Source organism: Streptomyces sp. NPDC043996, assembly GCF_056435225.1.
In genome coordinates this window covers 113,224-138,463 of the sequence record NZ_JBWKEY010000010.1, presented here as the reverse complement: position 1 = coordinate 138,463, position 25,240 = coordinate 113,224, and the positions used below count along the sequence as shown (strand labels likewise).

At 74.1% G+C, this 25,240-nt stretch carries 23 protein-coding genes and 1 tRNA gene; 10 read left to right on the top strand and 14 right to left on the bottom strand.

Translation table 11 applies throughout. The features are described 5' to 3' along the window. Nucleotides 1-11: 11 nt before the first annotated feature. Genes AC07A4_RS25990 through AC07A4_RS25970 form a run of 5 tightly spaced genes read right to left on the bottom strand, consistent with a single transcriptional unit; the run spans nucleotide 12 to nucleotide 4,958 of the window. Entirely contained in the window at nucleotides 12-1,055 is a 1,044-nt protein-coding gene (locus AC07A4_RS25990; RefSeq protein WP_478602756.1) for an aldo/keto reductase, read from the bottom strand. 19 nt (nucleotides 1,056-1,074) lie between these two features. Beyond that, nucleotides 1,075-1,647, bottom strand: coding sequence for an antibiotic biosynthesis monooxygenase family protein (locus AC07A4_RS25985; protein ID WP_478602754.1), 573 nt, complete (start codon nucleotides 1,645-1,647; stop codon nucleotides 1,075-1,077). Nucleotides 1,648-1,664: 17 nt separating this feature from the next. After that, nucleotides 1,665-3,182, bottom strand: coding sequence for a class I adenylate-forming enzyme family protein (locus tag AC07A4_RS25980; protein WP_478602752.1), 1,518 nt, complete (start codon nucleotides 3,180-3,182; stop codon nucleotides 1,665-1,667). Beyond that, entirely contained in the window at nucleotides 3,175-4,122 is a 948-nt protein-coding gene (locus AC07A4_RS25975; protein WP_478602750.1) for an aromatase/cyclase, read from the bottom strand. The genes AC07A4_RS25980 and AC07A4_RS25975 overlap by 8 nt, the downstream gene beginning before the upstream one ends. Nucleotides 4,123-4,166: 44 nt before the next feature. Then, a complete protein-coding gene (locus AC07A4_RS25970) occupies nucleotides 4,167-4,958 on the bottom strand; it encodes an SDR family NAD(P)-dependent oxidoreductase (RefSeq protein WP_478602748.1) in 792 nt (263 codons plus the stop codon). 167 nt (nucleotides 4,959-5,125) lie between these two features. On the opposite strand from AC07A4_RS25970, the gene AC07A4_RS25965 reads away from it, so the two are divergent. Beyond that, nucleotides 5,126-5,569, top strand: a complete 444-nt coding sequence (locus AC07A4_RS25965) for a nuclear transport factor 2 family protein (RefSeq protein ID WP_478602746.1) — start codon at nucleotides 5,126-5,128, stop codon at nucleotides 5,567-5,569. A gap of 212 nt (nucleotides 5,570-5,781) precedes the next feature. Here the strand turns inward: AC07A4_RS25965 and AC07A4_RS25960 are convergent, their stop codons facing one another. The 6 genes from AC07A4_RS25960 to AC07A4_RS25935 form a co-directional block, all read right to left on the bottom strand. After that, on the bottom strand, nucleotides 5,782-6,033 hold the full coding sequence (locus AC07A4_RS25960; RefSeq protein WP_478602744.1) for an acyl carrier protein: 252 nt from the start codon (nucleotides 6,031-6,033) through the stop codon (nucleotides 5,782-5,784). Between the two features lie 25 nt (nucleotides 6,034-6,058). Next, nucleotides 6,059-7,294, bottom strand: coding sequence for a ketosynthase chain-length factor (locus AC07A4_RS25955; RefSeq protein ID WP_478602742.1), 1,236 nt, complete (start codon nucleotides 7,292-7,294; stop codon nucleotides 6,059-6,061). Then, complete coding sequence (locus tag AC07A4_RS25950) at nucleotides 7,291-8,562, bottom strand: beta-ketoacyl-[acyl-carrier-protein] synthase family protein (protein ID WP_478602740.1); 1,272 nt, start codon at nucleotides 8,560-8,562, stop codon at nucleotides 7,291-7,293. Before AC07A4_RS25950 ends, AC07A4_RS25955 begins: the two co-directional genes overlap by 4 nt. Nucleotides 8,563-8,622: 60 nt before the next feature. Continuing rightward, nucleotides 8,623-9,453 carry a thioesterase II family protein gene (locus AC07A4_RS25945; protein ID WP_478602739.1) on the bottom strand — a complete coding sequence of 277 codons (831 nt, stop codon included), beginning with the start codon at nucleotides 9,451-9,453 and terminating at the stop codon, nucleotides 8,623-8,625. Then, complete coding sequence (locus tag AC07A4_RS25940; protein WP_478602737.1) at nucleotides 9,450-10,220, bottom strand: cyclase family protein; 771 nt, start codon at nucleotides 10,218-10,220, stop codon at nucleotides 9,450-9,452. Before AC07A4_RS25940 ends, AC07A4_RS25945 begins: the two co-directional genes overlap by 4 nt. Before the next feature lie 202 nt (nucleotides 10,221-10,422). Beyond that, nucleotides 10,423-11,241 (bottom strand): AfsR/SARP family transcriptional regulator, encoded by an 819-nt coding sequence (locus AC07A4_RS25935; RefSeq protein WP_478602736.1) that lies wholly within the window; start codon nucleotides 11,239-11,241, stop codon nucleotides 10,423-10,425. 282 nt (nucleotides 11,242-11,523) lie between these two features. Between AC07A4_RS25935 and AC07A4_RS25930 the strand changes: the two genes are divergently transcribed. The 4 genes from AC07A4_RS25930 (at nucleotide 11,524) to AC07A4_RS25915 (ending at nucleotide 17,149) form a co-directional block, all read left to right on the top strand. After that, the gene (locus AC07A4_RS25930) at nucleotides 11,524-11,679 is read left to right on the top strand and encodes a hypothetical protein (RefSeq protein WP_478602734.1); all 156 of its coding nucleotides are present in this window, start codon (nucleotides 11,524-11,526) and stop codon (nucleotides 11,677-11,679) included. After that, nucleotides 11,679-13,994: a TOMM precursor leader peptide-binding protein gene (locus AC07A4_RS25925; RefSeq protein WP_478603150.1), complete on the top strand. Its 2,316-nt coding sequence runs from the start codon at nucleotides 11,679-11,681 to the stop codon at nucleotides 13,992-13,994. Before AC07A4_RS25930 ends, AC07A4_RS25925 begins: the two co-directional genes overlap by 1 nt. 61 nt (nucleotides 13,995-14,055) lie before the next feature. Beyond that, nucleotides 14,056-14,730: a hypothetical protein gene (locus AC07A4_RS25920; protein WP_478602732.1), complete on the top strand. Its 675-nt coding sequence runs from the start codon at nucleotides 14,056-14,058 to the stop codon at nucleotides 14,728-14,730. A 46-nt stretch (nucleotides 14,731-14,776) separates the two neighbouring features. Then, entirely contained in the window at nucleotides 14,777-17,149 is a 2,373-nt protein-coding gene (locus AC07A4_RS25915; RefSeq protein ID WP_478602730.1) for a sensor histidine kinase, read from the top strand. A gap of 10 nt (nucleotides 17,150-17,159) precedes the next feature. On the opposite strand, the gene AC07A4_RS25910 is transcribed toward AC07A4_RS25915, so the two are convergent. Further along, on the bottom strand, nucleotides 17,160-17,804 hold the full coding sequence (locus AC07A4_RS25910; RefSeq protein WP_478602728.1) for a response regulator transcription factor: 645 nt from the start codon (nucleotides 17,802-17,804) through the stop codon (nucleotides 17,160-17,162). A gap of 186 nt (nucleotides 17,805-17,990) precedes the next feature. Between AC07A4_RS25910 and AC07A4_RS25905 the strand changes: the two genes are divergently transcribed. The 4 genes from AC07A4_RS25905 to AC07A4_RS25890 all read left to right on the top strand — a co-directional run bounded on the left by AC07A4_RS25905 (nucleotide 17,991) and on the right by AC07A4_RS25890 (nucleotide 22,850). Further along, complete coding sequence (locus tag AC07A4_RS25905) at nucleotides 17,991-18,284, top strand: DUF6059 family protein (protein WP_478602726.1); 294 nt, start codon at nucleotides 17,991-17,993, stop codon at nucleotides 18,282-18,284. A 134-nt stretch (nucleotides 18,285-18,418) separates the two neighbouring features. Further along, a complete protein-coding gene (locus tag AC07A4_RS25900; protein WP_478602724.1) occupies nucleotides 18,419-20,275 on the top strand; it encodes an AMP-binding protein in 1,857 nt (618 codons plus the stop codon). Continuing rightward, the gene (locus tag AC07A4_RS25895; RefSeq protein WP_478602722.1) at nucleotides 20,272-22,023 is read left to right on the top strand and encodes an acyl-CoA dehydrogenase family protein; all 1,752 of its coding nucleotides are present in this window, start codon (nucleotides 20,272-20,274) and stop codon (nucleotides 22,021-22,023) included. Before AC07A4_RS25900 ends, AC07A4_RS25895 begins: the two co-directional genes overlap by 4 nt. After that, nucleotides 22,020-22,850, top strand: a complete 831-nt coding sequence (locus AC07A4_RS25890; RefSeq protein WP_478602720.1) for a 4'-phosphopantetheinyl transferase family protein — start codon at nucleotides 22,020-22,022, stop codon at nucleotides 22,848-22,850. Before AC07A4_RS25895 ends, AC07A4_RS25890 begins: the two co-directional genes overlap by 4 nt. Nucleotides 22,851-22,938: 88 nt before the next feature. On the opposite strand, the gene AC07A4_RS25885 is transcribed toward AC07A4_RS25890, so the two are convergent. Then, nucleotides 22,939-23,014: transfer RNA gene (locus tag AC07A4_RS25885), tRNA-Glu, on the bottom strand. Between the two features lie 80 nt (nucleotides 23,015-23,094). Further along, on the bottom strand, nucleotides 23,095-24,702 hold the full coding sequence (locus tag AC07A4_RS25880) for a metallophosphoesterase family protein (RefSeq protein WP_478602718.1): 1,608 nt from the start codon (nucleotides 24,700-24,702) through the stop codon (nucleotides 23,095-23,097). 66 nt (nucleotides 24,703-24,768) lie between these two features. Between AC07A4_RS25880 and AC07A4_RS25875 the strand changes: the two genes are divergently transcribed. Further along, complete coding sequence (locus tag AC07A4_RS25875) at nucleotides 24,769-25,119, top strand: metallopeptidase family protein (RefSeq protein ID WP_030685713.1); 351 nt, start codon at nucleotides 24,769-24,771, stop codon at nucleotides 25,117-25,119. Nucleotides 25,120-25,240 lie beyond the last annotated feature (121 nt).

Sequence of the window (25,240 nt, the reverse complement as noted above, 5' to 3'; positions counted from 1 at the left end):
GGCGGTACCTCTCAACTCTTCGCGGCGGTACGGGGGGTGGTGGCGGCGGGGGCCTTGGCGCGGAGCATCCGGCTCAGGGTCAGGGCGGGGTCGGTGACCACGGCGGGGCCGAGCGCCGCGTCGACCCGGCGCAGCAGCTCCGGGTCGAGCACGGTCTCGACGGCCGCGAGGTTGCGGCCGATCTGCTCGGGCGCGGACGCCCCGATCACGGCCGTGGCGACCGAGGTGTTCCGCAGCACCCAGGCGAGGGCCAGCTGCGGCAGGGTCAGTCCGGCCTCGTCGGCGAGGGAGCCGACCCGGGCGACGGCCGTCAGGACCTCGTCCGAGAGGAACCTCCAGCGCTGGAGGGACACGTCGCCGCCCCGCGCGGCCACCGCGCGGGACCCGGCAGGCGGCCGGTGGCCCGGCTTGTACTTGCCGGTCAGGACGCCTCCGGCCAGCGGCGACCACACCATCTGGCCGATGCCGAGGGCGTCGCAGGCGGGCACCACCTCGGCCTCGATGACCCGCCACAGGAGCGAGTACTGGGGCTGGTTGGAGACGAGCGGCACGCCCATCTCGCGGGCGAGGTGGGCGGCCCGCTCGATCTCGTCGGCGGCCCACTCCGAGACGCCGACGTGGCGGACCTTCCCGGCGCGCACGGCGTCGGCGAAGGCCCGCATGGTGTCTTCGAGCGGGGTCGCGTCGTCGTACAAATGGGCCTGGTACAGATCGATGTGCCCGGTGCCGAGCCGCCGCAGCGACGCGTCCAGGCTCGCCGCGATCCGGTCGGGCGCGAGCGCGCCGGGTCCTGAACTCCCGCCGCCCCTGCCCACTTTGGTGCAGATGACGACGGAGTCCCGGTCCACCGTGCGCAGCGCCCGGCCGAGCAGTTCCTCGGCCCGGCCGTCCGCGTAGGCGTCCGCGGTGTCGAAGGTGGTGACGCCCGCGTCGAGGGCGGCGTGCACACAGGCCACCGCGGCCGGGTCGGCCAGCTGGTTGCCCGCGGTCAGCGAGTTCCCGAACGCGACCCGGCTGACCACCGGCCCGTTCGCGCCGAGTCGGCGGTACTCCATGGTGTCCTCCCCTGCGGTGTCAGGCCCCGGCCAGGGCCGTGCGGTCGCCCGCGACGGCACGGGCGGGCACGGCGCGCTCGACGGGCCCGGCCGTGGCGCGGACGGCCGCGGCCTGCTCGGCGCCGCTCCAGCGGGTCAGGGCGGTGAACCCGCCGGGGCGGGCGAACAGCGACTTGGCGACGTCGGCGCCGACGAACCCGTCGGCCTCGGCGAGGCTCCGGTAGCGGTCGGTGAACGTGCCGTCCTCGGCGGTGAAGTACTCCACGACCAGGTGGTCGTCCGGGCCCGCGGGCGCGCCGTCGAGCCGCAGGACGCCCATCGACGGGTCGGCCTGGACGTCGACGATTCGGTGGAACTCCTCGGCGTGCGCCTTGAAGGTGGCGTCGGCGAGGACGGCCTGGAAGTCCTCGGGCCGCTGCCACCAGCCGAAGTTGACGTACACGCCGGGCTCGTCGGTGGCGCGCACCGCCTGGTGGGCGACGAAGCCGGGGCGCGACCGCATCCACTCCACGTGGGAGAGGAAGCGCTCCTCGAACTCCTCGGCGCGGGCCGGGTCCTTGAGGGTGAAGGTGTTGATGACGGTGAAGCTCATGGGGTCCCCTCCGGGGGTCAGGCGGGCGTGCGGGCCGTGAAGCGCTCGGCGAGCAGCCGCCGCTGGATCTTTCCGTTGCCGGAGCGCGGTACGGCGTCGATGGCCACCGCGTCCCGGATGTGCTGGTAGTACGGCAGCTGGTCGTTGACGTCGGCCGTGACGTCGGCCAGCGCGGGCTCCGTCGGCCCCGTCGGGTCCTTGAGGACGACGAGCGCTCCGGCGACCGCGCCGTGCGCCGGGTCCGGCAGCTCGACGACGACGGCGTCCGCGACCCGTGGGTCGCGCAGCAGGACGCGCTCCACCTCCGAGGGCGCGACCAGGAAGTTGTCGCACTTGAAGACGTCCTTGAGCCGGTCCACCAGGAAGAGGCGGCCGTCCTCGTCGACCCGGCCCACGTCGCCGGTGCTCAGCCAGCCGTCCGGTGCGAGCCCGGTGCCGTCGGGTCCGCCGAGGTAGCCCCGCATGACCTGCGGGCCGCGCAGCTGCACCTCGCCGACCGACCCGGCGGGCAGCACCGCCCGCGTTTCGATGTCGACGACCCGGCACTCGGTGCCCGCGACGGGCGTGCCGACCGAGCCGTGCACCGGCCGGTTGGGGTCGTCGCTGTGCGTCAGCGGGGCGGTCTCGGCGAGCCCGTACCCCTGGAAGACGGGGATCGCGAACCGCTCGGAGAGAGCCCGCGCCGCCGCCACCGGAAGCCCCGAGCCGCCGGACGCGATCCGCCGCAGCGACGGCACCTGGACGTCGGCCAGGTCCGGGTCGGCGGCGAGCCGGGCGAGCCGCACGGGCAGGCTGTAGAGGATGGTGGCGCCCTCACGGGCGGCGGTCGTGAGCGCCGCGCGGGGCTCGGGGGCGGCGCACAGGACCTGCGTTGCCCCGGCCGCGATCGCCGAGTTGAGGTGCATCGGGTGGTACGTCGGCAGGTGGTTGAGGGCGACGGTGTCGCCGTCGATGAGGTGCGCGTGGGCGATCTGCGCGGCGTTGACCACGACGTTGCGGTGGCTGAGCCGGACCGCCTTGGGGCGGCCCGTCGTGCCGCTGGTGAACTGGAGCACGGCGGTGTCCCCGGGCCCGGTGCCGGGCGCGGCCGGGGCGCCGGGCCCCTGGGGCAGCGCGCCGTCGGCGCCGATCAGGACCACCTCGCGGAGCGCGGGAAGCCGGTCCCGTACGGACTCCAGGCGGGCGGCGAGGGCGCTGTCGACGAAGGCGAGGGTGGCCCCGCTCAGGGAGAGGACGTGCAGCAGGTCCTCCTCGCGAAGCAGCGGGTTGACCACGGCGGCGCACCGCCCGGCCCGCGCCGCCGCGTAGTAGGCGACGGCGAAGTCGGGGTGCAGGACGGACGCCACCGCCACCACGTCGCCCGGCCCGGTCAGCCCCTGCACCGCCGAGGCCACCGTGTCGACCCGCGCGTCGAGGGCGGCGTAGTCGAGCTCCCCGGCGTCGGTGACGATCGCCCGGCGCTCCGGGTGGGCGGCCGCGGCGCGGGCAAGCAGCTCGTCGACCCGGTCCGGCACCGCGAACGGCAGCTCAGCCACGGAGCGCCTCCGCGTACGCCTTGGCCAGCTTCAGGGTGTGGGTGCTGTTGGTGCTCAGCGCCTGGTGGACGTAGGCGCGGGCGTCGGCGACGGTCTTGCCCGCGCCGAGGATCGGCTCCACCGCCTCGGGCTTCAGGGTGACCGTGTGCCGCGAGGTGACGGCCACGCCGTCGCCGGACGGCGCGATCGTCCAGCGGCCGGTGTGCGCGGTCATCAGGCCGGGCACGGTGGTCTGCTTGTAGACGATGCGGTCGGGCCCGAACACGACGCGGACCGACTCGGTGGTGTGCGTGGAGCCGTCGCGGGCGCTGGTGTCCATGGCCATCACCTGCACGCCCGGCTCGTCCTCGGTCAGGTCGAGGCGGGCCACGTGCGGAAGGCGATCGGGCCACAGGTCGGCCCGGTTCAGGAAGTCGAAGACGGCGGCGCCGTCGGCGGCCATCTCCACCGTGTCGTCGAAGGTGAAGACGAGCTCGTCCAGCTCTTCGTGGCGCTCGGCGAGGTCCCTGATGTTGTCGAGCTCGGTGGCGCTGTTGCGGTCCACCGCGGCGGTGATCCACTCCACGCCCGCCGGGTCGTCGTCGACGGCGGCGAAGTCGTGGTGCAGTTCGAGCAGCGACGTCTGCGCGTCCACGGCGGACACCACCCAGGTGCCGCCCATCGCGGCCACCGGCGGCGCCGACACCTCCTGGCGGAACTCGATCCGCCGGGCCACCGGGTCCAGGGTGCGGCGCGACACCCAGTTCTTGACCTCGCCGCCCGCCAGCGCCCAGATCCGGATGCGCTCGCTGCTCTCGTCCCGCTCCAGGTGCTCTACGTGCACGTTGGGGGCGAAGTACTGCGGCCACAGGGTGACGTCGGCGACGATCCCGTACACCACGTCGGCGGGCGCGGCGACGGTGACGCTGTGCAGGGTGCGGTGGGGTGCGGTCACGGACACGGTGACCTCCTTTGCTGAAAAGGGGTGGGTGGTCGGGGGGGGCTTTAGAAGTTGCCGAGGCCGCCGCAGACGTTGAGGGCCTGCGCGGTGAGGGAGGCGGCGGTGTCGGTGGCGAGGTAGCCGACGAGACCGGCGACCTCCTCGGGCGTCGAGTAGCGCCCGAGCGGGATCTTCGCGGTGAACTTGGCGAGGATGGCGTCCTCGGAGGTGTCGTACGCCTCCGCGTACCCGGCGCGCACCCGCTGCGCCATCGGCGTCTCGACGTAGCCGGGGCAGACCGCGTTCACGGTGATCCCGGTCGGCGCGAGCTCGTTGCCGAGGGCCTTGGTGAAGCCGACCACGCCGTGCTTGGAGGCGGAGTAGGGGGCGCCGAGCACCACGCCCTGCTTGCCCGCGGTCGACGCGATGTTGATGATCCGGCCCCAGCCGCGCTCGCGCATGCCGCCCTGGTTCAGGACCTCGCGGGTGAGGCGGAAGACCGAGGTGAGGTTGGTGGCGATGACGTCGTCCCACAGCTCGTCGGCGATGTCGGCGGTGACGCCGCCGCCGCTGCGGCCCGCGTTGTTCACCAGGACGTCGATCCGGCCGTACGCGGCCACGGCGGCCGCCACCAGGGCCTTGACCGACTCCGGGTCGCGCACGTCCGCGGTCGTCCCGGCCGCCTCGAAGCCCTCCGCGCGGAGCTGCTTCACGGTCAGCTCCACGGATTCGGCGGACCGGGCGCAGACGAACACGGCGTACCCGGCCCCGGCCAGGGTGCGGGCGGCCGCGAGCCCGATGCCGCTGGTGGCACCGGTGATCAGCGCGACCTTGGACTGCTGCGACGGTTGCGACATGGAGGTCTCCTAGGCGAGTCGAGGTGTACGCGCCCCACCGTGCCGAGCCGCACTCGAACCGGTATCGAGCACCGCTCAACGCCCCCGCTCCACCCCGGCACCAGTGGAGTTCAAGCAGGTCAGAGCAGTGTGAGGGGCATCGAGCCACCACCGGAGAGGATCACCCCATGACCGCCACCGAGCTGTCGCAGGCCGCAACGGCCGGTCTTTACAACGAGATCCAGCAGTTCTACGCCCAGCAGATGCACCTCCTCGACGACGGCCGGGTCGAGGAGTGGGCCGCCACCTTCACCGAGGACGGCGTCTTCGCCGCCAACGCCCAGCCCGTCCCGGCGACCGGCCGGGCCGCCATCACCGAGGCCGCCGCGAAGGCCACCGCGGCCTACGCGGAGGCGGGCGTCCAGCGCCGCCACTGGCTCGGCATGGTCTCCGTGGAGTCCGCCACCGAGGAGGCCGTGACGGCCCGCTGCTACGCCCTGGTCATCGAGACGCCGCGCGGCGGCCGCCCCGAGATCAAGGCCAGCACCCTGTGCGAGGACGCCCTCGTCCGCGCCGCGTCGGGCGCGTTCCAGGTCAAGGACCGCCAGATCACCAGGGACGACCTGATCTGACCCACCCCGGCCCGTAAGGGCCCCACATCCCAGTGCCCGCACGCATTCCCCCGGCGTGCGGGCACTGTTCTGTGCGCGCGCAGTTCTCGCGAAACGCGCAGTTCCCCGCGCCCGAAGGGGCGCGGGGCTGTGCTGATATGCGGCTCCGCCGCGTGGGCGCGACAAGCCACAACGAACCCGCAGGAAAAAGACCGCCCAAGCGAGCGCAGCGCTTACGCCGGGGCGCCCTTGAGGGCCTCATTGATGAACTCCAGCAGCAGCCGGGGCGTAGACGCCTCAGCAACGGTGTCATCTGACAGCTCGATCTCGTGATCGCGCTCGATGACACCGGTCACCTGAAGGACGGCGAGCGAGTCGTAGCCGAGCTCGTCGAACGGCTCGTCGAGGACGTCGCCGTCGAGGTCGACGCCCTCCGCGACACCGGCGCACTCGCGGAGCAGTGTGGTCAGTTCTTTGAGATCCATGGAAGTCAGCTCTCTGATAGGGGTTTCAGCGGTCCTCGGTCACCACGGCCGCGGCGTTGAAGCCACCGCGCCCGCGGGCGAGTACCAGCGCGGTGCGCACGGCCCCGCGCCGGGCCTCGGTCACCAGGTCGAGGGAGTACGAAGCGTCGGGCGCCGTCACATGGACGGTCGGCGGGATCACCGCGTCCCGGACGGAGAGCAGGGCCGCCGCGAGGTCGAGCGAGGCGCCGCCCGCGGAGAGCCGCCCGGTCATGGTCTTGGGCGCGGTCACGGGCACACCGGCGGGTCCGAAGAGCGCGCTGAGGGCGTCGGCCTCCTGCCGGTCGAGCTCGGGCACACCGGCGGCGTCGGCGAAGACGACGTCCACGTCACCGGGGGTCAACCCGGCGTCGGACAGGGCGAGTTCCGCCGCCCGCCGCAGACCGGGCTCGCCGCCCCTGCCCGGCGCCGGGTCGAAGGTCGCCGCGTAACCGGCGAGCCGCCCGTACACCCGGGCGCCGCGCTCGCGCGCCGCGTCGGCGTCCTCGAGGACGAGGATGGCGCCGCCCTCTCCGGCGACGTACCCGGACGCGTCGGCGTCGAACGGCAGGAAGGCGCGCGCGGGGTCGGCCACGGGGCTCATCCGGCCGCCCGCGAGGTGCGCGGTCCAGCCCCACGGGCAGACCGCGCCGTCCACGCCGCCGGTGACGATCAGGCTGCTGCCCTTGCGCAGCTGCCGCCGCGCCTGGGCGACCGCGTCGAGGCCGCCCGCCTGCTCGGTCACCAGGACGCCGCTGGGCCCGCGCAGGCCGTGCTTGATGGAGATCTGGCCGGTGTTGACGGCGTAGAACCAGGCGTACGACTGGTACGCGCTGACGTAGCGGCCGCCCTTGCTCCACAGGGCCTGCAGCTCGCGCTGGCCGAACTCGAAGCCTCCGGCCGAGGCGGCGGTGACCGCTCCGGCGGCGTACGGGGGCAGCCGCGCCGGATCGGCGCCGGAGTCCTCGATGGCCTCCGCGGCCGCCGTCAGGGCGAGCCGGGTCATGTGGTCGGTCTGCGGCAGCAGCCGGCTCGGGATGTGCTCGGCCGCGTCGTAGCCGGGGACCTCACCGGCGAGCGTGGCCGGGTAGCCGGACGCGTCGAAGCGCGACACGGGCCTGATGCCGCTCTCCCCGGCGAGGGTCGCCCGCCACCAGGCCTCGGTGCCCAGGCCGTTGGGGGCGGTGACGCCGATGCCGGTGAAGACGGCGGTCGCGGTCCGTTCCTGAAGCTCGGTCGTCATGCCGTGGTCCTCCGCTCGGGCTTGGTGAGCACGATCGCGCTCTGGAAACCGCCGAATCCGCTGCCGACGCTGAGCACCGTGTCGACCTTCTTGCGGCGCGCCTCGACGGGCGTGTAGTCGAGGTCGCACTTGGGGTCGGGCTCGCGCAGGTTGGCGGTGGGCGGCACGACGCCGTGCTCGATGGCGAGCGCGGACGCGGCGATCTCCAGGGAGCCGATCGCGCCGAGCGAGTGCCCGATCATCGACTTGATCGACGAGACGGGCGTGGCGTACGCGTGGTCACCGAGGCTGCGCTTGAACGCGGCGGTCTCGTGCCGGTCGTTCTGCAGCGTGCCCGAGCCGTGGGCGTTGACGTAGTCGACGGCGGTGGCCGGGACGCCCGCCTCGGCGAGGGCGGCGTCGATGGCCTCGGCCATCTCGGCGCCGTCGGCCCGCAGACCGGTCATGTGGTACGCGTTGGAGCGGGACGCGAAGCCGGAGATCTCGGCGTAGATGTGGGCGCCACGGGCGACGGCCCGCTCGTACTCCTCCAGGACGAAGACGGCGCTGCCCTCGCCGAGCACGAAGCCGTTGCGGGACTTGTCGAAGGGGCGCGAGGCGCTCTCCGGCTCGTCGTTGCGGTTCGTGGTCGCCTTGATGGCGTCGAAGCAGGCGACGGAGATCGGTGAGATCGGCGCCTCCGTGGCCCCGGCGATCATGACGTCGGCGCTGCCCTCGCGGATCAGCTCGACGGCGTGCCCGACCGAGTCGAGGCCCGAGGTGCAGCCGGTGGACACCACGGCCGTGGGCCCCTGCGCGCCCACCTCCCAGGCCACCTCGGCCGCGAACGAGCTGGGCACGAAGTAGTCGTACAGGTGTGGCACCGCCCGCTCGTGGTCCACCAGCCACTCGGAGCCGTCCGCGCTGACCTCCTTGTACGCGTAGTCGAGGCCGGTGGTGGCGCCGACCGCGCTGCCGATGGTCACGCCGGTGCGGAACGGGTCGGCCGCCGCCAGGTCGAGCCCGCTGTCGGCGACCGCCTCACGGGCGCCGACGAGCGCGAACTGCGCGGCCCGGTCGAGCCGTTCGGCCTGTTCCTCGGTGAGCCCCGCGGCGAGCGGGTCGAAGTCGACCTCGGCGGCGACGCGGGAGCGGAACCCCGTCGCGTCGAAGAGGGTGACGGCCCTGGTCGCGGTGCGCCCTTCGGTCAGCAGGGACCAGTACTCCTTGGCGCCGACGCCCCCCGGGGCGACCACACCGATTCCGGTCATGACTACGCGGCGGCTCACCTGGCCGCCTCGGTCTCAAGGTCGCGGGGGTTCGCCCCGGGAGAAAGCAGCACGGCTGCGTCACCTCTCTGGTCGGTCGGCTGTTGCCAGGAGTCTGGCCGGGCCCTCTTGATCCGCACTCGACTCGCCTTGGAACGGCGGCCGGGCGTCGTCGTCCGGCTCCCGCAGCTCCATCGCCACCCGGCGAAGGAGCCGGGGCACGCCCTGCTCCCGTACGAAGAAGTGGCCGCCGGGCAGGGTCTGGAGCCGGAACTCGGCGTCCGAGTAGTCGGCCCACTCGGCCATGTCGGGCAGCGGGGCGATCGGGTCGTTCCGTCCGGCGAGCGCGATCAGGGGGGCGCTCAGGCGCGCCCCCGCCCCGGCCCGGCACAGCGACTCGCCGAGCCTGAGGTCGTCCCGCAGCGCCGGGATCACCCGCCGCTGCCACAGCGAGCTGTCCCGGCCCGCCGCCTCCGCCGGTACGGCGCCCAGGTCGACGAGGAGCCGAAGGAGGTCCCGGTCGGGCAGGGACGCGCTGCGAAGGAGCAGGTTGCGCAGGTGCGGTGGCGGTACGGCGCCGACGACGACGCGGGCCGGCGGGTGCAGGCCGTCCTCGTCGAGGGCGCGGGTCAGGGCGTGCGCCACCAGGCCGCCCAGGCTGTGCCCGTACAGCAGGTAGGGCCGGTCGAGCAGCGGCTTGACCAGCTCGCGGAGCTCGGTCATGAGGGCGGCGGCGTCGGTGATCCGCGGCTCCCGGGAGCGCGGCCCGCGGCCGGGGAGCAGCACCGGCACCACCTCCGCCGCGTCCCCGAGCACCCGCTGCCAGCGGGCGAAGGAGGAGACCCCGGCGCCCGCGTGGTGGAAGCAGAACAGCCAGGGCGCCGCCCGCTCCGTACTGGTACGGAGTCTCATGCGTCGATCAGGGCCACGGCCCGGGTCCAGCCCGCCCCCGCACCGGCGATCTTCACCGGGAAGCAGGACACCTGGAAGCCGTGCGCGGGCAGGGTGTCCAACTGGGCGAGCCGCTCGACCTGGCAGTACTCGCGGCGCCGCCCGGCGAAGTGGGCGGGCCAGAGCACCGAGCGGTCGCCGGTCTCCTGGAAGGCGCGGATCATATGCCCGAAGGGGGCGTCCAGGCTCCAGGCGTCGGTGCCGATGACGCGCACGCCGAGGTCGAGCAGGTGGTCGGTGGCGGGACCGTCGAGCCCGGCGAAGTCGGTGAAGTACCGCTGGGTGCCCGCGTGCCGGGACGCGCCGGTGTGCAGGAGCACGATGTCGAGGGGCTCGGGCACGCGCCCGGCGTCGGCGATGGCCTTCTCGATCCGGTCCACGCCGATGACGCCGACGCCCACGTCGGTGACGTCGAGCACCACCGCGGGGCGCAGGAACCAGTCGAGCGGCATCTCGTCGATGTGCCGCGGCCGCCCGTACGCGCCGGTCGAGCCGTAGTGCGAGGGCGCGTCCACATGGGTGCCGGTGTGGCTGGTCAGGGTGAGCGTGTCCAGGGAGAGCAGCTCGCCGCCGGGCAGGTCGGCCGGGTCGAAGTCCAGGCCGAAGTGCTCCTTCATCTCCGCCGCCATGTGCGCGGCGCCCTCGGCGGGCGTCATGATCTCGTGGACGACCGGGTCCGGCTCCCACCCGGACGCGTCCACGGCGGACGAGAGGTCGATGACTCGCACGGAAACCTCCAGGGTCGGTAAGGGTTGCGGGGCACTGTGCGCCCCCCGCCTTGAGCCCGAATCGAGCCCCAGACGCACCGAACCCCGCCCCCTTCGCAAGGGGGCGGGGTCAGCGCCCCGAAGGGGCGCGGGGAACTGCGCGCTCAGCCACAACGAACCCGCAGACTCAAGACGGCACAACACGGCAGAACCAGCGGAGCGCTTACGCCGCGAAGAGGTCAAGCGCAGCCCGCCGCACGCCCAGCGGCGAGTCAAGCGCCGGGTCCCCGGCAAGCACCGCCCGGTGCAGCTGCTGCAACCGGACGGACGGGTCGAGCCCCAGCTCATCGGCCAGCCCCTTGCGCAGGTTCTGGTAGATCTCAAGGGCCTGCCACTGCCGTCCCGACCGGTAAAGCGCCACCATGCACTGCGCGTGCAGCCCCTCGTGCAACGGGTGACGCGCCGTCAGCGAGGTCAGCTCCGCGAGCAACTGCATGTGGCGGCCGAGCCGCAGGTCGGAGTCGATGCGCTGCTCAAGGACCTCAAGCCGGCTCTCCTCCAGGCGCACCAGCTCGATCTCCAGGCGCGGGCCGAGCCGCACGTCGACCAGGGCGGGGCCGCGCCACATGCCGAGCGCGTCCCGGTAGAGCGCCGCGGCCGTGGCGTCGTCGCCGCTGGCGGCCTCGGCCCGCGCGGTCGCCACGAGCCGGTCGTACTCGTGCACGTCCACCGCACCGGGCTGCACCTCAAGCAGGTAGCCGCCGTGCCGGGTCGCGAGGACGTCGCGCGCCGTGTACGGGCTGTCGGGGCCGAGGGCGGTGCCGATCAGGCGGCGCAGCTGGAGGATGTACGTCTGCAGGGTGGTGAGCGCGCTGCGCGGCAGGTCCGCACCCCAGATCTCCTCCATCAGCGTCGGTACGGGCATGACCTGGTTGGCGTACACGGAGAGCAGCGCCAGGATCTGCCGCGGCTTCGCCGCGCTCGGGACGATCGAGGTGCCGCCCTTCTCGGCCACGAGCGGGCCGAGCACTTTGATCTCCATGGTGGATTCCTCCGGGGTCGGGGACGCCGGACCCCCGTTCGTTGCATGCCCGGCGTCTACACCCTCCGACGCTGTCATCGCGGGCTGTCCGCGGCCAGTGCCTGCCTCCTGAACCGGGCATGCGGCTTCCCCTGCGACAGGTATGCAAGTTTCATACGCATCCCATGACGGTGGCACTGGGGCGCGGGCGGCCGCGGCGGCAGAGTTCTCCACGTCGGCACGACCGGAACTCAAGTGCCGAGCGGAAGACCACCAGTACACGACCATGGGGGATGGACGACCATGTACACGAACAGCTTTCCCGCCGCTCAGGGCCACGACGACCTCGTCATCGAGGAGTTCGACCGCACGCTGGTGCCCCACCAGGCGCCGCTCCTGAGCCACTGCTACGTCACCCAGCTCTCGGCCACCACCGACGTCGCGCCGTGCGACGCCTGATGGAAGCCGTCGAGAGCGCCGCCCCGCTCCTCGGGTTCAAACCGCACCTGCGGGTCGAGCAGGTGCCGGGTGAGGCGGTGTACCTCATCTCCGACCAGCGGGTGACCGCGCTGCACGGTGAGCGGATCGCCCGCCTCGCCCCGCTCCTCGACGGCACCCGGCCGCTGGAGCGGATCGCCCGGGACGCCGGGGACGCGCTGACCGAGGGGGAGGCCGCCCACCTGGTGCGCCGCCTGGACGGCGCCGGTCTGCTCGCCGCCCGTGACCGGGTGGCCGCGCCGGGGGAGGCCGCCGAGCAGGCGTACTGGGAGGCGGCGGGCCTCGACGGCGCCGTGGCGGCGGCCGGACGCGCCGCCGGGGTCCGGGCGGTCTCCGTCGGCAGCGTGGCCGCCCGGCAGCTCGCCGCGGCCCTCGCCGCGGCGGGCCTGACCGTCCTGGACGACGCGCACGACGCGCACGACGCCGACGCCGGAGCCCCGGCAGCGGCGGCCGCGCTGACCGTCGTCGTCTGCGACGACTACCTCGACCCCGCGCTCGCCGCCGTCGACGCCGAGCACCGGGCCGCGGGCCGCCGCTGGCTGCCGGTGAAGACCGAGGGCACCGAACAGTGGATCGGCCCGTTCCTCGGCGACCCCGAGGGCCCCTGCTGGTCCTGCCTCGCCGAACGGCTGTGGCGGGGCCGCCCGGTGGAGGCCCACGTCCAGCGCGTGCTGGGCCGCTCGGGTCCGGTGCCCCGGGCCTCCTGCGCGCTGCCCGCCGCCCGGCTCGCCGCGCTGCAGACGGCCGCCCTGGAAGCCGCCAAGTGGCTCTCCGGCTACCGCCACCCCAGCCAGCGGGACCTGCGCACCCTCGACGGGCTCACCCTCACCGCCGCGCCGCACCCGGCGCGGCGCCGCCCGCAGTGCCCGAGCTGCGGCGAGCCCGGCCTGGCCGCCGCACAGGTGCGGGCGCCCGTCGTGCTGCACTCCCGGGCCAAGAACGACACGTCGGGCGGCGGCCACCGCAGCCTCACCCCGAGCCAGCTGCTCGACCGGTTCGGCCACCTCATCGACCCGGTGACCGGCCTGGTCCGGGAGATCAGACGGGATCCGCGCGGACCGGAGTTCTTCCACTCCTTCTGCGCCGGTACGAACCCGGCGGCGGGCTCCCGCGGTCTCGGCGCCATCCGGGCCGGTCTGCGCGGCGCCTGCGGCGGCAAGGGCACCACCGAACTGCAGGCCAGGGTCGGGGCGTTCGCCGAGGCCCTGGAGCGGCACTGCGGCTACGCCGAGGGCGGCGAGGCCGTGGTGACCGGCAGCTTCCGTGAACTCGCCCCGGCCGCCGTGCACCCGGACACCGTCCAGCTGTACGACCCGCGCCAGTTCGCGGGCCGGGCCGACTGGAACGCCCGGCACGGCTCCTTCCAGCACGTGTGCGACCCGTTCGACGAGGACGCCGAGACCGACTGGACGCCGGTGTGGTCGCTGACCGAGCGGCGCCAGAAGCTGCTGCCCACCGCGCTCCTCTACTACGGCGTCGGCCAGCCGCGGGGCCACGTCTCCTGCCTGGCGAGCTCCAACGGCACCGCCGCGGGCGGCACCCTGGAGGACGCCGTGCTCCAGGGCTTCCTGGAACTCGTCGAACGCGACGCGCTCGCCCTGTGGTGGTACAACCGCACCCGCCACCCCGGTGTCGACCTGGCCGCCTTCGACGACCCGTGGACCACCGAACTGCGCCAGGTGCACGCCTCGCTCGGCCGCGAGGTGTGGCTGCTCGACCTCACCGCCGACCTCGGCATCCCGGTCATGGCCGCGCTCTCCCGGCGCACCGCGCCGGGTCCGGGCGAAGCCGAGGGGATCATGCTCGGCTTCGGTGCCCACTTCGACCCGCGGATCGCCCTGCGCCGCGCCCTGACCGAGCTCAACCAGATGATGCCGCACATCATCGAGGACCCCGAGGGCACCGGCTCCGCCGCCGAGGACCCGGACGTCGGGCACTGGCTGCGCACGGCCACCGTCGTCGCCCACCCGTACCTGCTCCCCGACGGCACTCCCCCCACCGGCCCCGACACCCACGCCTACACCCCGCGCGCGGACCTGCTCGACGACATCGAGGCCGCCGTGGCCCTGCTGCGCGGCAGGGGCATGGAACTGCTCGTCCTCGACCAGACCCGGCCCGACGTGGGCCTTCCCGTGGTCAAGGTCGTGGTGCCCGGCCTGCGCCCGCACTGGGCGCGGTTCGCCCCGGGACGCCTCTTCGACGTACCGGTCGCCCTCGGCCGCCTCGGCGAGCCGACTCGCTACGAGGACCTCAACCCCGTACCGCTGTTCCTGTAGCGGCCACCCGCCCCCTCCCACTGCTCCCCCCACTGCTCTCCCCCCACCCCGGAAGGACCTCATGCGCATCGACCGCCTGGCGGCTCCCGAATTCAGTGAGCTCTGGTCGCTGCGCGAAGACGTCACGGTCCTGTTCGGCGCGGACCACCTGCTGCTGCGCACGCCGTGGGGCGATCCGCTGATCGCCGGGCCCGCGCCGACGCTGCGCGAGGCGCTGCGCCGCATGCTGCTCGGGCCGGTCTCGCTCGGCAACGTGGTGCCCGGCTTCCCCGGGTACGCCGTGCCCGAGGCGGAGTGGAACGACGAGTCACGGCACCTGCTCGCCGCCCTCGACGGGCTGCAGCACGTGGTCGTGCGCCACGTGGCGGCCGGGGCCCCGTGCCTGAGCGTGGTGCCGCTGACGCCGACGGCCCGGTTCCGCCCGGCGGCGGTGCCGCCGGGGGCGGGCGCCCGGCTCAGGGACGACGTCGTGGTGCGCCGTGCCGCGGGCGGACCGGTCCTGGAGTCCGCGGGGCTTGACCACCGGGTGGAACTGCACGGTCCGGAGGCCGGCCGGCTCCTGGCCCAGCTGCGCGGGCAGGAGGGCGGCACCGCGCCGTTCCTGCCGCCCGCCGCCGCCCGCGCCGCGCGCTGCTACGCGGCGGCCGCGGGCCTGCTCACCGAGTGGGCCGGGGCCGCCGCCCTTTCTGTGAGAAACCGGCACACCCTACTGGTTTCGGACGAGGATTCTTTATGATCCGGACCGGGAACGGGAACGTGCACCGCTGACCATGGGGGGAAACTTGAGCACCAGCGCGGATGGCCTCGCGGTCGGGGGATACACGGAGGCCAACGGCAAGGTGCTGCCACCGCGCAAGGCCATCGCCATCACGGCCGTGGTCCTCGTCGGCTTCTTCGTGATCGACGGCGCCTACGTCTGGGCCCAGAACCCGCCCCCCTGGGAACGCGTCGCGGTGCTGCTCGGCTTCGCCGCGATCATGGGCCTGCAGCTCGGATTCTCCTTCCCGCGGCTCTTTCCCTTCCTGACCCGCTTCCGGTACGCGGCCTGGGGCCTCCAGGGCCTGCTCGCCTATCTGCCGGTCGCCGAGTTCGGGGTGGCGTGGGGCGGCATGGCCGCGTTCCTCACCGCCTCCGCGGTCCTGGTGTTCCCCGGGGAGATCGGCTGGTCGCTCTTCGGCCTCAGCGCGGCCGGGGACTCCGCGGTCTTCTACCACTTCGGGTTCGGCTGGGCCGACAACCTGTACACCACCGTCGAGGTCGTCCTGATCCCGCTGGTCGTGATCGGGCTCTCCCGGATGTCCGGAATGATCGTCCAGCTGCACCACTCGCGGGCCGAGCTGGCCCGGCTCGCCGTGGCCGGGGAGCGGCTGCGGTTCGCCCGCGACCTGCACGGCGTGCTCGGCTCGGGGCTCTCCGCGATCTCCCTCAAGTGCGAGCTCGCCTACCGCCTCATCGCCGACGCCCCCGCCAAGGCGCAGGACGAGCTCACCGACGTCCTGCGCACCTCCCGCAAGGCCCTGGCCGACGTGCGCTCGGTCAGCCGGGGCTACCGCGAGATGTCCCTGTCGGGCGAGGCGGACGCGGCCGTGTCGATGCTGGCCGCGGCGGGCATCCACACGCAGCTGCGCATGGACTGCGGGCCGCTGCCCGGCGAGGTGGACACGGTCCTGGCGACCCTGCTGCGCGAGGGCCTGACCAATCTGCTCCGGCACAGCAAGGCCGAGCAGTGCGTGATCAAGGCCGACGCGCGGGCCGGGAGCGTCGTGCTGAGCCTGGCCAACGACGGCAGCGCCCGCCCGGCCCGGGCCGCCGGCGCGGGCGCCGACGGCGGGCTCGCCACCCTCGAACGCCGTGTCGCGGCGCTCGGCGGCTCGCTCACCCACGGCACGGGTGACGACGGCTGGTTCCGCCTGGTGGCCACGGTGCCGGTGCGCGCGGCGGCCGGGCCCGAGCGGGGCCCGCGCCCCGCCCGCCAGGACGCCGAGGAGGCCCCGTCCCCGATGGCGCCCGCGCGCAAGCCCTGCACCCGGGACCTCGTGCCGCGCGCCGCCGCCGCGATCACCCTCGCGGTGCTCGTGGGCTACTTCCTCGCGGCGGCGGTGGCGGTCTCCTTCGGGCCCGCCCTGCCCGAGCTGGCCGGCGTCCTCGCCTGTCTGCTCGCCCTCCTCGGGCTCCAGCTCGCCGAGTCCTTCCACTGGCGGCTGCCCTGGGCGCCGCTGCGGACCCGCGCGCTGCGGTACGGCATGCTCGGCCTGCAGGCGGTCCTCCAGTTCGTGCCGTTCCTGCTGTTCGGCCAGCGGTGGATGGGCATCCCCGGGTTCTTTGCCGGAACGGTTCTGCTGGTGCTGCCCGCGGCCGCCGCCTGGCCCGCCCTGGTCGCCGTGATCGCCTCCGTCGACGCCGCGCTGTACGCGGTGGGCACCCCTCTGCAGGACGTCGTCTACGAGTCCGCGTACATCGCGATCTGCGCCCTCGTCGTCTACGGGCTCTCCCAGATGGCCCAGCTGGCCTCCGAACTGCACCGGTCCCGGGCCGAGATCGCCCGGCTCGCGGTCACCACCGAACGCCTCCGGTTCGCCCGCGACCTGCACGACCTGCTCGGCTTCAGCCTCTCCACGGTGACCCTCAAGTGCGAGCTGGTGCGCAGGCTCGCCCCGGTGAAGCCGGTGCGGGCCCAGGAGGAGCTGTCCGAGGTGCTCCAGATCGCCCGCCAGGCCCTGGCCGACGTACGCACCGTGGCGAGCGGCAGCCACCGGATGAGCCTCACGTCGGAGGCCGAGAACGCCACCGCCATGCTGGCCGGGGTTGGCATCCGCGCCGATGTCCGCCTGGAGTGCGGGGAGCTGCCCGACGAGGTGGACACGGTCCTGGCGACCCTGCTGCGCGAGGGCCTGACCAACATGCTCCGGCACAGCAAGGCCGAGCGGTGCGAGATCACCGCCAGGCGGTCGGCGGGCGCGGTGCGCCTTTCGCTGGTCAACGACGGAGTGACGGGTTCGGGGGAGCCGGTGCTCGGCTCGCGGGCCGCGGGCGGCAGCGGCATCGGCAACCTGTCGACCCGGGTCGAGGCGGTCAACGGACGGCTGATGGCGGGCCCGCGCCCCGACGGCTGGTTCGAGCTGGCGGCCGAGGTGGAGCTGGCCGCCGCGGCCTAGCGGGTCCCGCTCAGGCCGAGTGCAGCAGCCAGCCCGCCTCGCGGGCGATGCGGATCGCGTCGACCCGGTTGCGCGCGTTGAGCTTGCTGACGGCCGCGGTCAGGTAGTTGCGCACGGTGCCGGACGAGAGGTGCAGCCGGTGGGCGATGTGCGCCGCCTCAAGGCCCTCCGAGGCCAGCTGGAGCACTTCCCGCTCCCGGTCGGTGAGCGGCGACGGCTCGGAGTCCAGGGTGGCGAGCGCCAGCTGCGGGTCGATGACCCGCTCGCCCGCGGCGATCTCGCGGATCGCGGCGCACAGCGCGTCCGGGTCGGAGTCCTTCGGCAGGAAGCCCGAGACGTGCGCGGCCAGCGCGCGTCTGAGGTTGCCGGGGCGGCCGAGGCTGGTGAGGATCAGGGTGCGGCACTCGGGGGCCTTGGTGTGCAGCTCCGCGGCGGCGGTGATCCCGTCGGTGCCGGGCAGGTCGATGTCGAGAACGGCGACATCCGGCCGTATCGCGAGCGCCGTCGGCACGATGTCGGTCCCCGACGACAGCTCCGCCACGACCTCCAGGTCGGGTTCGAGATCGATCAGTGAAACCAGCGCCTTGCGCAGCATATGCATGTCTTCGGCGATCAGAACTCGCACCACGTCGTCCCCCGGGTGTGCCTCGATCATGAGTGATTTCTCAGCAATTATGCAGGAGATCATGGTTCCGGCTCATGGCCGGAACGCGACCGGATGCCCACGCGCGGGTCACGGAGATCCCACCGGGGCCCCAGCGGCCCTCCAGCGCCCCCGCTCATCGTTCCTGGCACCCCGAAGCCGACCGGCATCCGGGGCGAAGGGACGAGGTGACCGCACGTGACATGGCGAACGCGCACCGGCCGCTTGCGCCGCTTCACCGGCCGTTGGCTGCGCGCGGTGGGCGAGGCCTTCCGGGTGTACGGCGGCGGCGACATGTACCTGGCCGCGGCCGAGGGCGAGAGGGCCCGGCTCGAAGGGCTCGACAACGGCTTCCGCCTGACGCTCAGCGCCGACGCGGAAGGACCGCCCCCCGGCCACCCGGAGAAGCTGTGCCTCGACGTCCCGCTCAGCCGACAGGAGCTCCTGCTCCTCAACGACCTGCTGAACGAGGCCCCCGGATTCCGGACGTGACCAGCACTGTCGATCTTCGAGTGTCCGTCCAGGGGAGGCCCCGACAGTGGGGTGGACCGGCACCCGTGCCCGGGCCGGGACCGAAGGACGACCCTGCCCGGGCCGGGACGAAAGAGGCAGGGGGAGCGAGAGGCATGACATCGGTGAGCTTCACCCACGCCCTGGCGGCCCGCTGCGCAGACGGCGCCGACGACACCGCCCTGCTCTGCCTGGACGACACCGGCGAAGCCACCGGCCACACCTACCGGGACCTGGACGCCAGGGCCCGCACGGTGGCCGCCGCGCTGTCCGGCCGCGTCGCGCCGGGCACCCCGGTCCTCGTGGTGACCGACAGCGGCCCGCACGCGGTGGCGGCGCTCGTCGGCTGTCTGTACGCGGGCGCGGTCCCCGTCCCGGTGCCGCCGCCGGACGCCTCGCGCGCGGCGGCCGAACGCACCGCGGCGATCGCCGCCGACACGGACGCCCCGCTGCTGCTCACCGACGCGACGCACGCCCCCGAACTCGCCCGGCGGCTCGCCGACGCGGGCCGCCCCGGCGTGGTCTGCCTCGCCGTCGACCGCATCCCGGCCGCCGCGGTGGCTGGCGGGGCGGACGACGCGGTGGCTGACGGGGCGGCTGACGCGGTGGCTGACGGGGCGGACGCCGCGGTGGCTGACGGGGCGGACGCCGCGGTGGCTGGCGGCCCGCTCGACGCCTGGCGCCCACCCGTCGTCTCCGGCGCGGACACCGCCCTGATCCAGTACACCTCGGGCACCACCGCGGCTCCGCGCGGCGTCCAGGTCACCCACGCCAACCTGCTCGCCACCATGGAGAGCCTCCGGCGCGCCCTGCGCACCGACGCCGCCGCGCGGATCGGCGGCTGGCTGCCGCTCCACCACGACCTCGGTCTGATCGGCCAGCTGCTGCACCCGCTCTGGCTCGGTGCCACCGCCGTCCTGATGCCGGGGAGCCGGTTCACCGCGGACCCGCTCTGGTGGCTGCGCGCGGTCGCCCGGCACGGCATCACCCACACCGCCGCCCCCGACTCCGCGTACGCCCGCTGTCTGGCCGCCGTCACCGACGCCGACCTGGCCGCCCTCGACCTCAGCGGCCTGGCCATCGCCGTCAACGCCGCCGAGCCGGTCTCCGCGGCCACCCCGGCCGCCTTCGCCCGCCGGTTCGCCGCCGCGGGTCTGCGGCCCGGCGCGCTCGTCACCGGCTACGGCATCGCCGAGGCGACCTTGCTGGTCAGCGTCGGTACCGAGGGCCCGCCGACGGTGGCCACCGTGGCCGCCGACGCGCTGGAGCGCGGGGTGCTCGGCCCGCCGGTCCCGGGCCGACCGGTGCGCGGCCTCGTCGGCTGCGGACCCGTCAGCGGGGTCACCGTACGCATCGTCGACCCGGCCACCGCGCAGGTGCTGCCGGACGGTTCGGTGGGCGAGATCTGGGTCCGCGGCGACACCGTCACCGCCGGATACCGCCGCCGCCCCCTGGAGACCGCCGCCGCCTTCGGCGCCGCCACCGCCGACGGCGAACACGGCTTCCTGCGCACCGGCGACCTCGGCGCCCTGTACGCGGGCGAGCTGTACGTCACCGGCCGCGCCAAGGACGCCCTCCTGGTCGAGGGCCGCACCCTGCACCCGCAGGAGGCCGAGCTCCAGCTCACCAGGACCGGCGCCCCGTTCGGCTCCGCCATCGTGTTCACCGTGCCCGCCGTGCCTGCTGTGCCCGCCGAACCCGACGAGATCGTGGTGGTCCAGGAGGTCCGCGGCGTCGGCCTGAGCGGCCGTCACCTCGCCGGCCTCGCCGACCGGGTGCGCGGCTGCCTGCGCCAGGAGTTCGGCGCCGAACCCGGGCCCGTGGTCCTGGTCCGCCCCGGCACCGTGCGCCGCACCACCAGCGGCAAGGCGCGCCGCTCGCTCATGCGCGAGCTCTACCTGCGCGGTGAGCTGCGCCCGCTGTACGCGTCGATGGCACCGCCGTACACCGCGGCGGACGGGGCGGGCCGATGACCCCCGCCACCCGCGCGCCGAGGACATCCGCCACCCGCGCCCCTGACGAGGCGCGCCACCGCGCCGACCGCCTCGAGCACCGCTTCGGCGACCCCTGCGACCCGGGCAACCCGGTCGGCTTCCGTGCTCTGCTCGCCGCCGATGACGCCGGTGAGCCCCTCATGGCGGCGGAGCACCTGCTCGACTCCGAGGGGTTCGGCGCCGAGTTGGTGCCCCTTGCCCTCGGCGGCCGTCTGCACGACGCCGAGGGCCTGGTCCGGGTGGCGCGCCCGGTCTTCCGCCGCGACGTGGCGCTCGGCTTCGGCTACGGCATCACCTCGCTGTTCGCCGCCGCCCCTGTCTTCGCCGCCGGATCCGGGCCGCAGCGGGACGTGGTCGCCCGGCTGCTCGCCGCGGGCGGCCGGGCCGCCATCGTGCACCGCTCGCTCGCCCACGGCACCGCGACGCACCAGGGCGAGGTCAGCGCCCTTGGCCACGGCGACGGCTATCTGCTGCAGGGCCGCAAGGACGTCGTCATCAACGCCGAACAGGCGGGCGCGATCGTCGCCCACGTACGCACCGACCCCGCGCCGGGCCAGGGCGCCCACTCGGTCTTCCTGCTCGACCCGGCCGGACTCGTCGGCCACGGGCTTCGGCCGCTGCCCCGACGGCCCACCACCGGCCTGCGCTCCTGCCGCTTCGCCGGGTACGCGTTCGAGGACTGCGCCGTGCCGGGCGACGCCCTCGTCGGCGCCGAAGGGACCGGTGTCCGGCTCGCCCTGCGCACCTTCCAGCTCAACCGCGCCCTCATCACCGGCGCCGTCATCGCCTCCGTCGACACCGTGCTGCGCTCCGCCGTCCGCGCCGCGGTCGGCTCGGGCTCCCTCGGCAGCCGCCAACGCGGCGTCCTCGCGGGCGTGTTCGCGGACCTGCTCGCCGCCGACAGCGTCGCCACCTCGGTGCTGCGCGCCCTGTCCCTGCTGCCCGCCAGCGCCCATCTGGCCGCCGCCGAACTCAAGTACCTGATCCCCGACCTGCTCCGGGACGACCTGGAGGAGCTCGCCACCGTGCTCGGCGCGGGCGGCTACAGCCGCGACACCGACCAGGGCATGCTCTCCAAACTCCGCCGCGACCTCCCGGCCGCCGGACTCGGCCACGCGGGCACCGCCTCCTGCCAGGCGGTCGTCATCCCGCAACTCCCGCTCCTGGCAAGGAACTCCTGGGGCCGCGAGCCGGAGCCCCCGGCCGCCCTGTTCCGCGCCGGCGAGCCGCTGCCCGCCCTCGACCTCGGCGCCCTCCAGGTCGCGGGCGGCGGCGACTTCCTGGCCGCCGCGCTCAGCGCCAGCGCCGCCCGCGTCGCCGACGCCGCCGAGCCGGGGCCGTGCGGCGAGGCGCTCCGCACCCTGGCCGCCGCCTTCCAGAGAGCCCTGCTCGACCTCCGGGAGAGCTGCCGCGCCCTGACGCCCGGCGACCGCGCCGCCCTCACCAGCCCGCGGCTGCCCGCGCTCGCCGACCGGCACGCCGTGCTCTGCGCGGTCGGCGCCACCCTGGCCACCTGGGAGCGGCACCGCCGCGAGGGCGGTTTCCTCGCCAGCCCCGACTGGCTGGTGCTCGCCCTGCACCGGTACGGCCGACGTCTCGGTCTCACCCCGCCCGCCCTCCCCGGGGACTGCGTCGACCGGGTCATGGCGGAGCTGCTCGCCCGGTTCCGCTCCGGCCGGACCTTCGACCTCCACGACGCCCCTCTCGCACCAGCGGGTACGCCATGACCGGACCTGACGTCCTCGCCCCCCTCCTGATGCCGGGGCCCGACAGTCCCTGGAGCCGGGTCCGCCAGGCCATGGCCTGGCACGGCCACGTGGTGGTGTACGCGGACTGGCGCGACTGGCTGCCCGCGGCCGTCGCCGATCCCCAGCTGCGCCCGCTGCTCGGCCCGCGCGACTGGCAGCGCCTGCACGCCCTGAGCGACCCCGAGGCCCGCGACCGCTTCGCCGCGTCCCGGCTGCTGATGAAGTACACGGCGGGCGCGGCCCTGCAGTCCCCGCCGGACGCGGTGGAACTGGCGTCGAAGGCGGGCGGCCGCCCCTATCTGCGCGGCTACGACCAGATCGAGGTGAGCCTCAGCCACACCCGGGACCTGCTCGTGGTCGGCCTCAACCGGCGCGGGCGCATCGGCGTCGACACCGAGCTGGCCGACCGCCGCATCCAGTACTCGGCGGTCCAGCGCCATCTGTGCACCCCCGCCGAACGCCGCTGGCTCGCAGAGCTGGCCCCGGACGAGCGGCAGCGCGCCCTGGTGCGCACCTGGACCCTGAAGGAGGCCTACACCAAGGCGCTCGGGCAGGGCATGCGCCTGGGCTTCACCCAGTTCGGCTTCGACCCCGGGCACACCACCCTGCTCACCCCGCAGGGGGACCGGGCCTCGCACGGCGAGTGGTCCTTCGCCACCTTCGGTCTCGCCGACGGCTATCTGGTGGGCGTCGCCTGCCACGACGCGGGCCTGACCGGCCTGGAGGACGAGGGCGACACGGCCGTGTCGACCATGCTCGACGAGGGCTTCCTCAGCGAGGTCATCGACCTGGTCGGCCGCATGTGAGCGCCGCAGAAAGCGGGAGAAAGCGGGAGAACTCGGGAAACACGAAAGCCCGCCACCGGAAACGGCGCGGGCCTCTGCATGGAAGAACTGGTGCCCCCAACGGGATTCGAACCCGTGCTACCGCCTTGAAAGGGCGGCGTCCTAGGCCGCTAGACGATGAGGGCTATCGGCCCACCTGGGCGCTTCGCAGCGCGTCGGGGACGTGAGAAGCATATGGGATGCGGGGACCGATCGCCAAAACGGTTTACGGGGGCGGGGCGGGCGGGGGCGTGGTGGGCTTCGCGCCGGGCTGGTTCTCCTTGGGGAGATGGCGGCTGACCTCGGCCTTCGTGAGGCCGAGCCCGCCGAGCTTGATCTCGTCCCAGGCCTGGAGCCGTTTGGTGGCGCGGTCCAGGTAGAGCACGGAGGTCTCCACGGGGTCCGGGTGCTCGCCCTCGACGGCGCGCAGCCCGCTGCCGCCGGTGGAGCCCTCGATCCGCAGCCGGGTGCCCTTGTCCATCACTTCCATCTCCTGGTGGTGCAGATGGCCCGCGAGCACCAGCGGCACCGTGCCGTCCGTCTCGCGCGCGGCCACCGGGTTGTGCGCGACCGCCACGTCGACGGGACGGCCCGCGGCGGCCTGGCCGCGCAGGGACGAGGCGAGCGTGATGCCCGCCACCTCCTGTGCCGGGTGGCCCTCCTGCTTCGCCGAGCGGTCGGGGGTGAACTCGGGGTCCCCGATGCCCGCGAAGCGCAGGCCCGCGACGTCCACGGGCTTGCCGTCGTCCAGGACGTGGGTGTTCCTGAGTTTCTCCACGTACCGCTGCGTGGTGCGCGAGTCGTGGTTGCCGCGCACCCACACATAGGGCGCGTCGAGGTCCTCGATGGGGTCGAGGAAGGCGTTCTCGGCGGCGGTGCCGTGGTCCATGGTGTCGCCGGAGTCGACGATGACATCGATCTCGTACTGCTCGACCAGCGAGTTGATGATCTTCCATCCGGCCGGGTTGAGGTGGATGTCGGAGACGTGCAGGAGGCGGATCGTGGAGGGGTCGGGCTCGTACGCGGGGAGCGTGGACGTCACGTCGTACAGCTTGGTGACGTTGGTCACCAGGCGGGCCAGCTCCCGCTGGTAGACGTCGAACTCGCTGACGATGTTGCGGGCGTTGCCGACGACCGAGGGGGCACTGCTGAGCAGGCCCGAGAACTTCGGCTCCAGGACCGACCTGGGGTTCCAGGTGGCGAACGCGACCATGCCCGAGGCGGCGAGGAGGGCCAGGGCCAGGCCGCCCGCGGCGAGCGCGCGGCGGGGGCGGCGGTAGACGGCGAGGCCGAGCGCGGTGGCGCCCGCGACGACGGCGGCGCAGGAGCGGACCGCCAGGTTCAGGGTGCCGTTGGCGACGTCGCTCGCCACCTCCTCCTGGAGCCCCGAGAGCCGCTCGGGGTGGTCGACGAGGGCCTCGGAGCGCACCGGGTCCAGGCGGTCGACGTCGACGTCCAGGCGGATGGGCGCGGTGTGCGAGCGCAGTTCCAGGGCGCCCAGCGGCGAGACGTCGACCTTCGTGCCGCCGGTGAGCGAGGGGCGCAGCGCCATTCGGGTGTCCATGGGCCCCACGGACGTGTGGACGCTGCCGACGACAAGCAGCCCCAGCCACGCCCCGAGCACGACGACGGTGACCAGGCCGAGGGCGCGGCCGAAGGGGTGCGGGGCGGGCGTGAGCCCGGGCAGGGAGCGCGCCGTCCGCACGCTCCGGCCGCGGGCCTTGGACGCGCCGTGGTGTGCGCTGTGACCTGGGCGGATGCGCTGGAGGAGAGTGATGGGGACACCGCGCAGGCTCCGCAGGTGCCGCAGAACGACCGTGACGTCGCGCCCCATTGGGCCCGTATGCCCATGCGGAGAGGTGGCTATGCCTGCCGGTGATCGACGGTCGACAATGGGCCCGTGCTGGAGATGACGCGCGAGGAGTTCGAGGAACTGGTGGCCGAGGCGCTCGACCGGATTCCGCCCGAGCTGACGAGGCTCATGGACAACGTGGCGGTGTTCGTCGAGGACGAGCCGCCCAGCGACGACCCCGAGCTGCTCGGGCTCTACGAAGGGACCCCGCTGACCGACCGCGGCGAGTGGTACGCCGGGGTGCTGCCCGACCGGATCACCATCTACCGGGGGCCGACGCTGCGGATGTGCGAGTCGCGCGAGGACGTCGTCGCCGAGACGGAGATCACCGTGGTGCACGAGGTCGCCCACCACTTCGGGATCGACGACGAGCGGCTGCACGCGCTCGGATACGGCTGAGTCCGCTCCGGTACGGCTTCGGTACGCCCGAGCTCCTCTCCGGGCGGCGGTGCGCGTGTCCTCATGCGGGGCGCGGGAGTTGGGCAGGTCGTCCCTTCCCCCTTGCGCCTCGGAGGTGCTC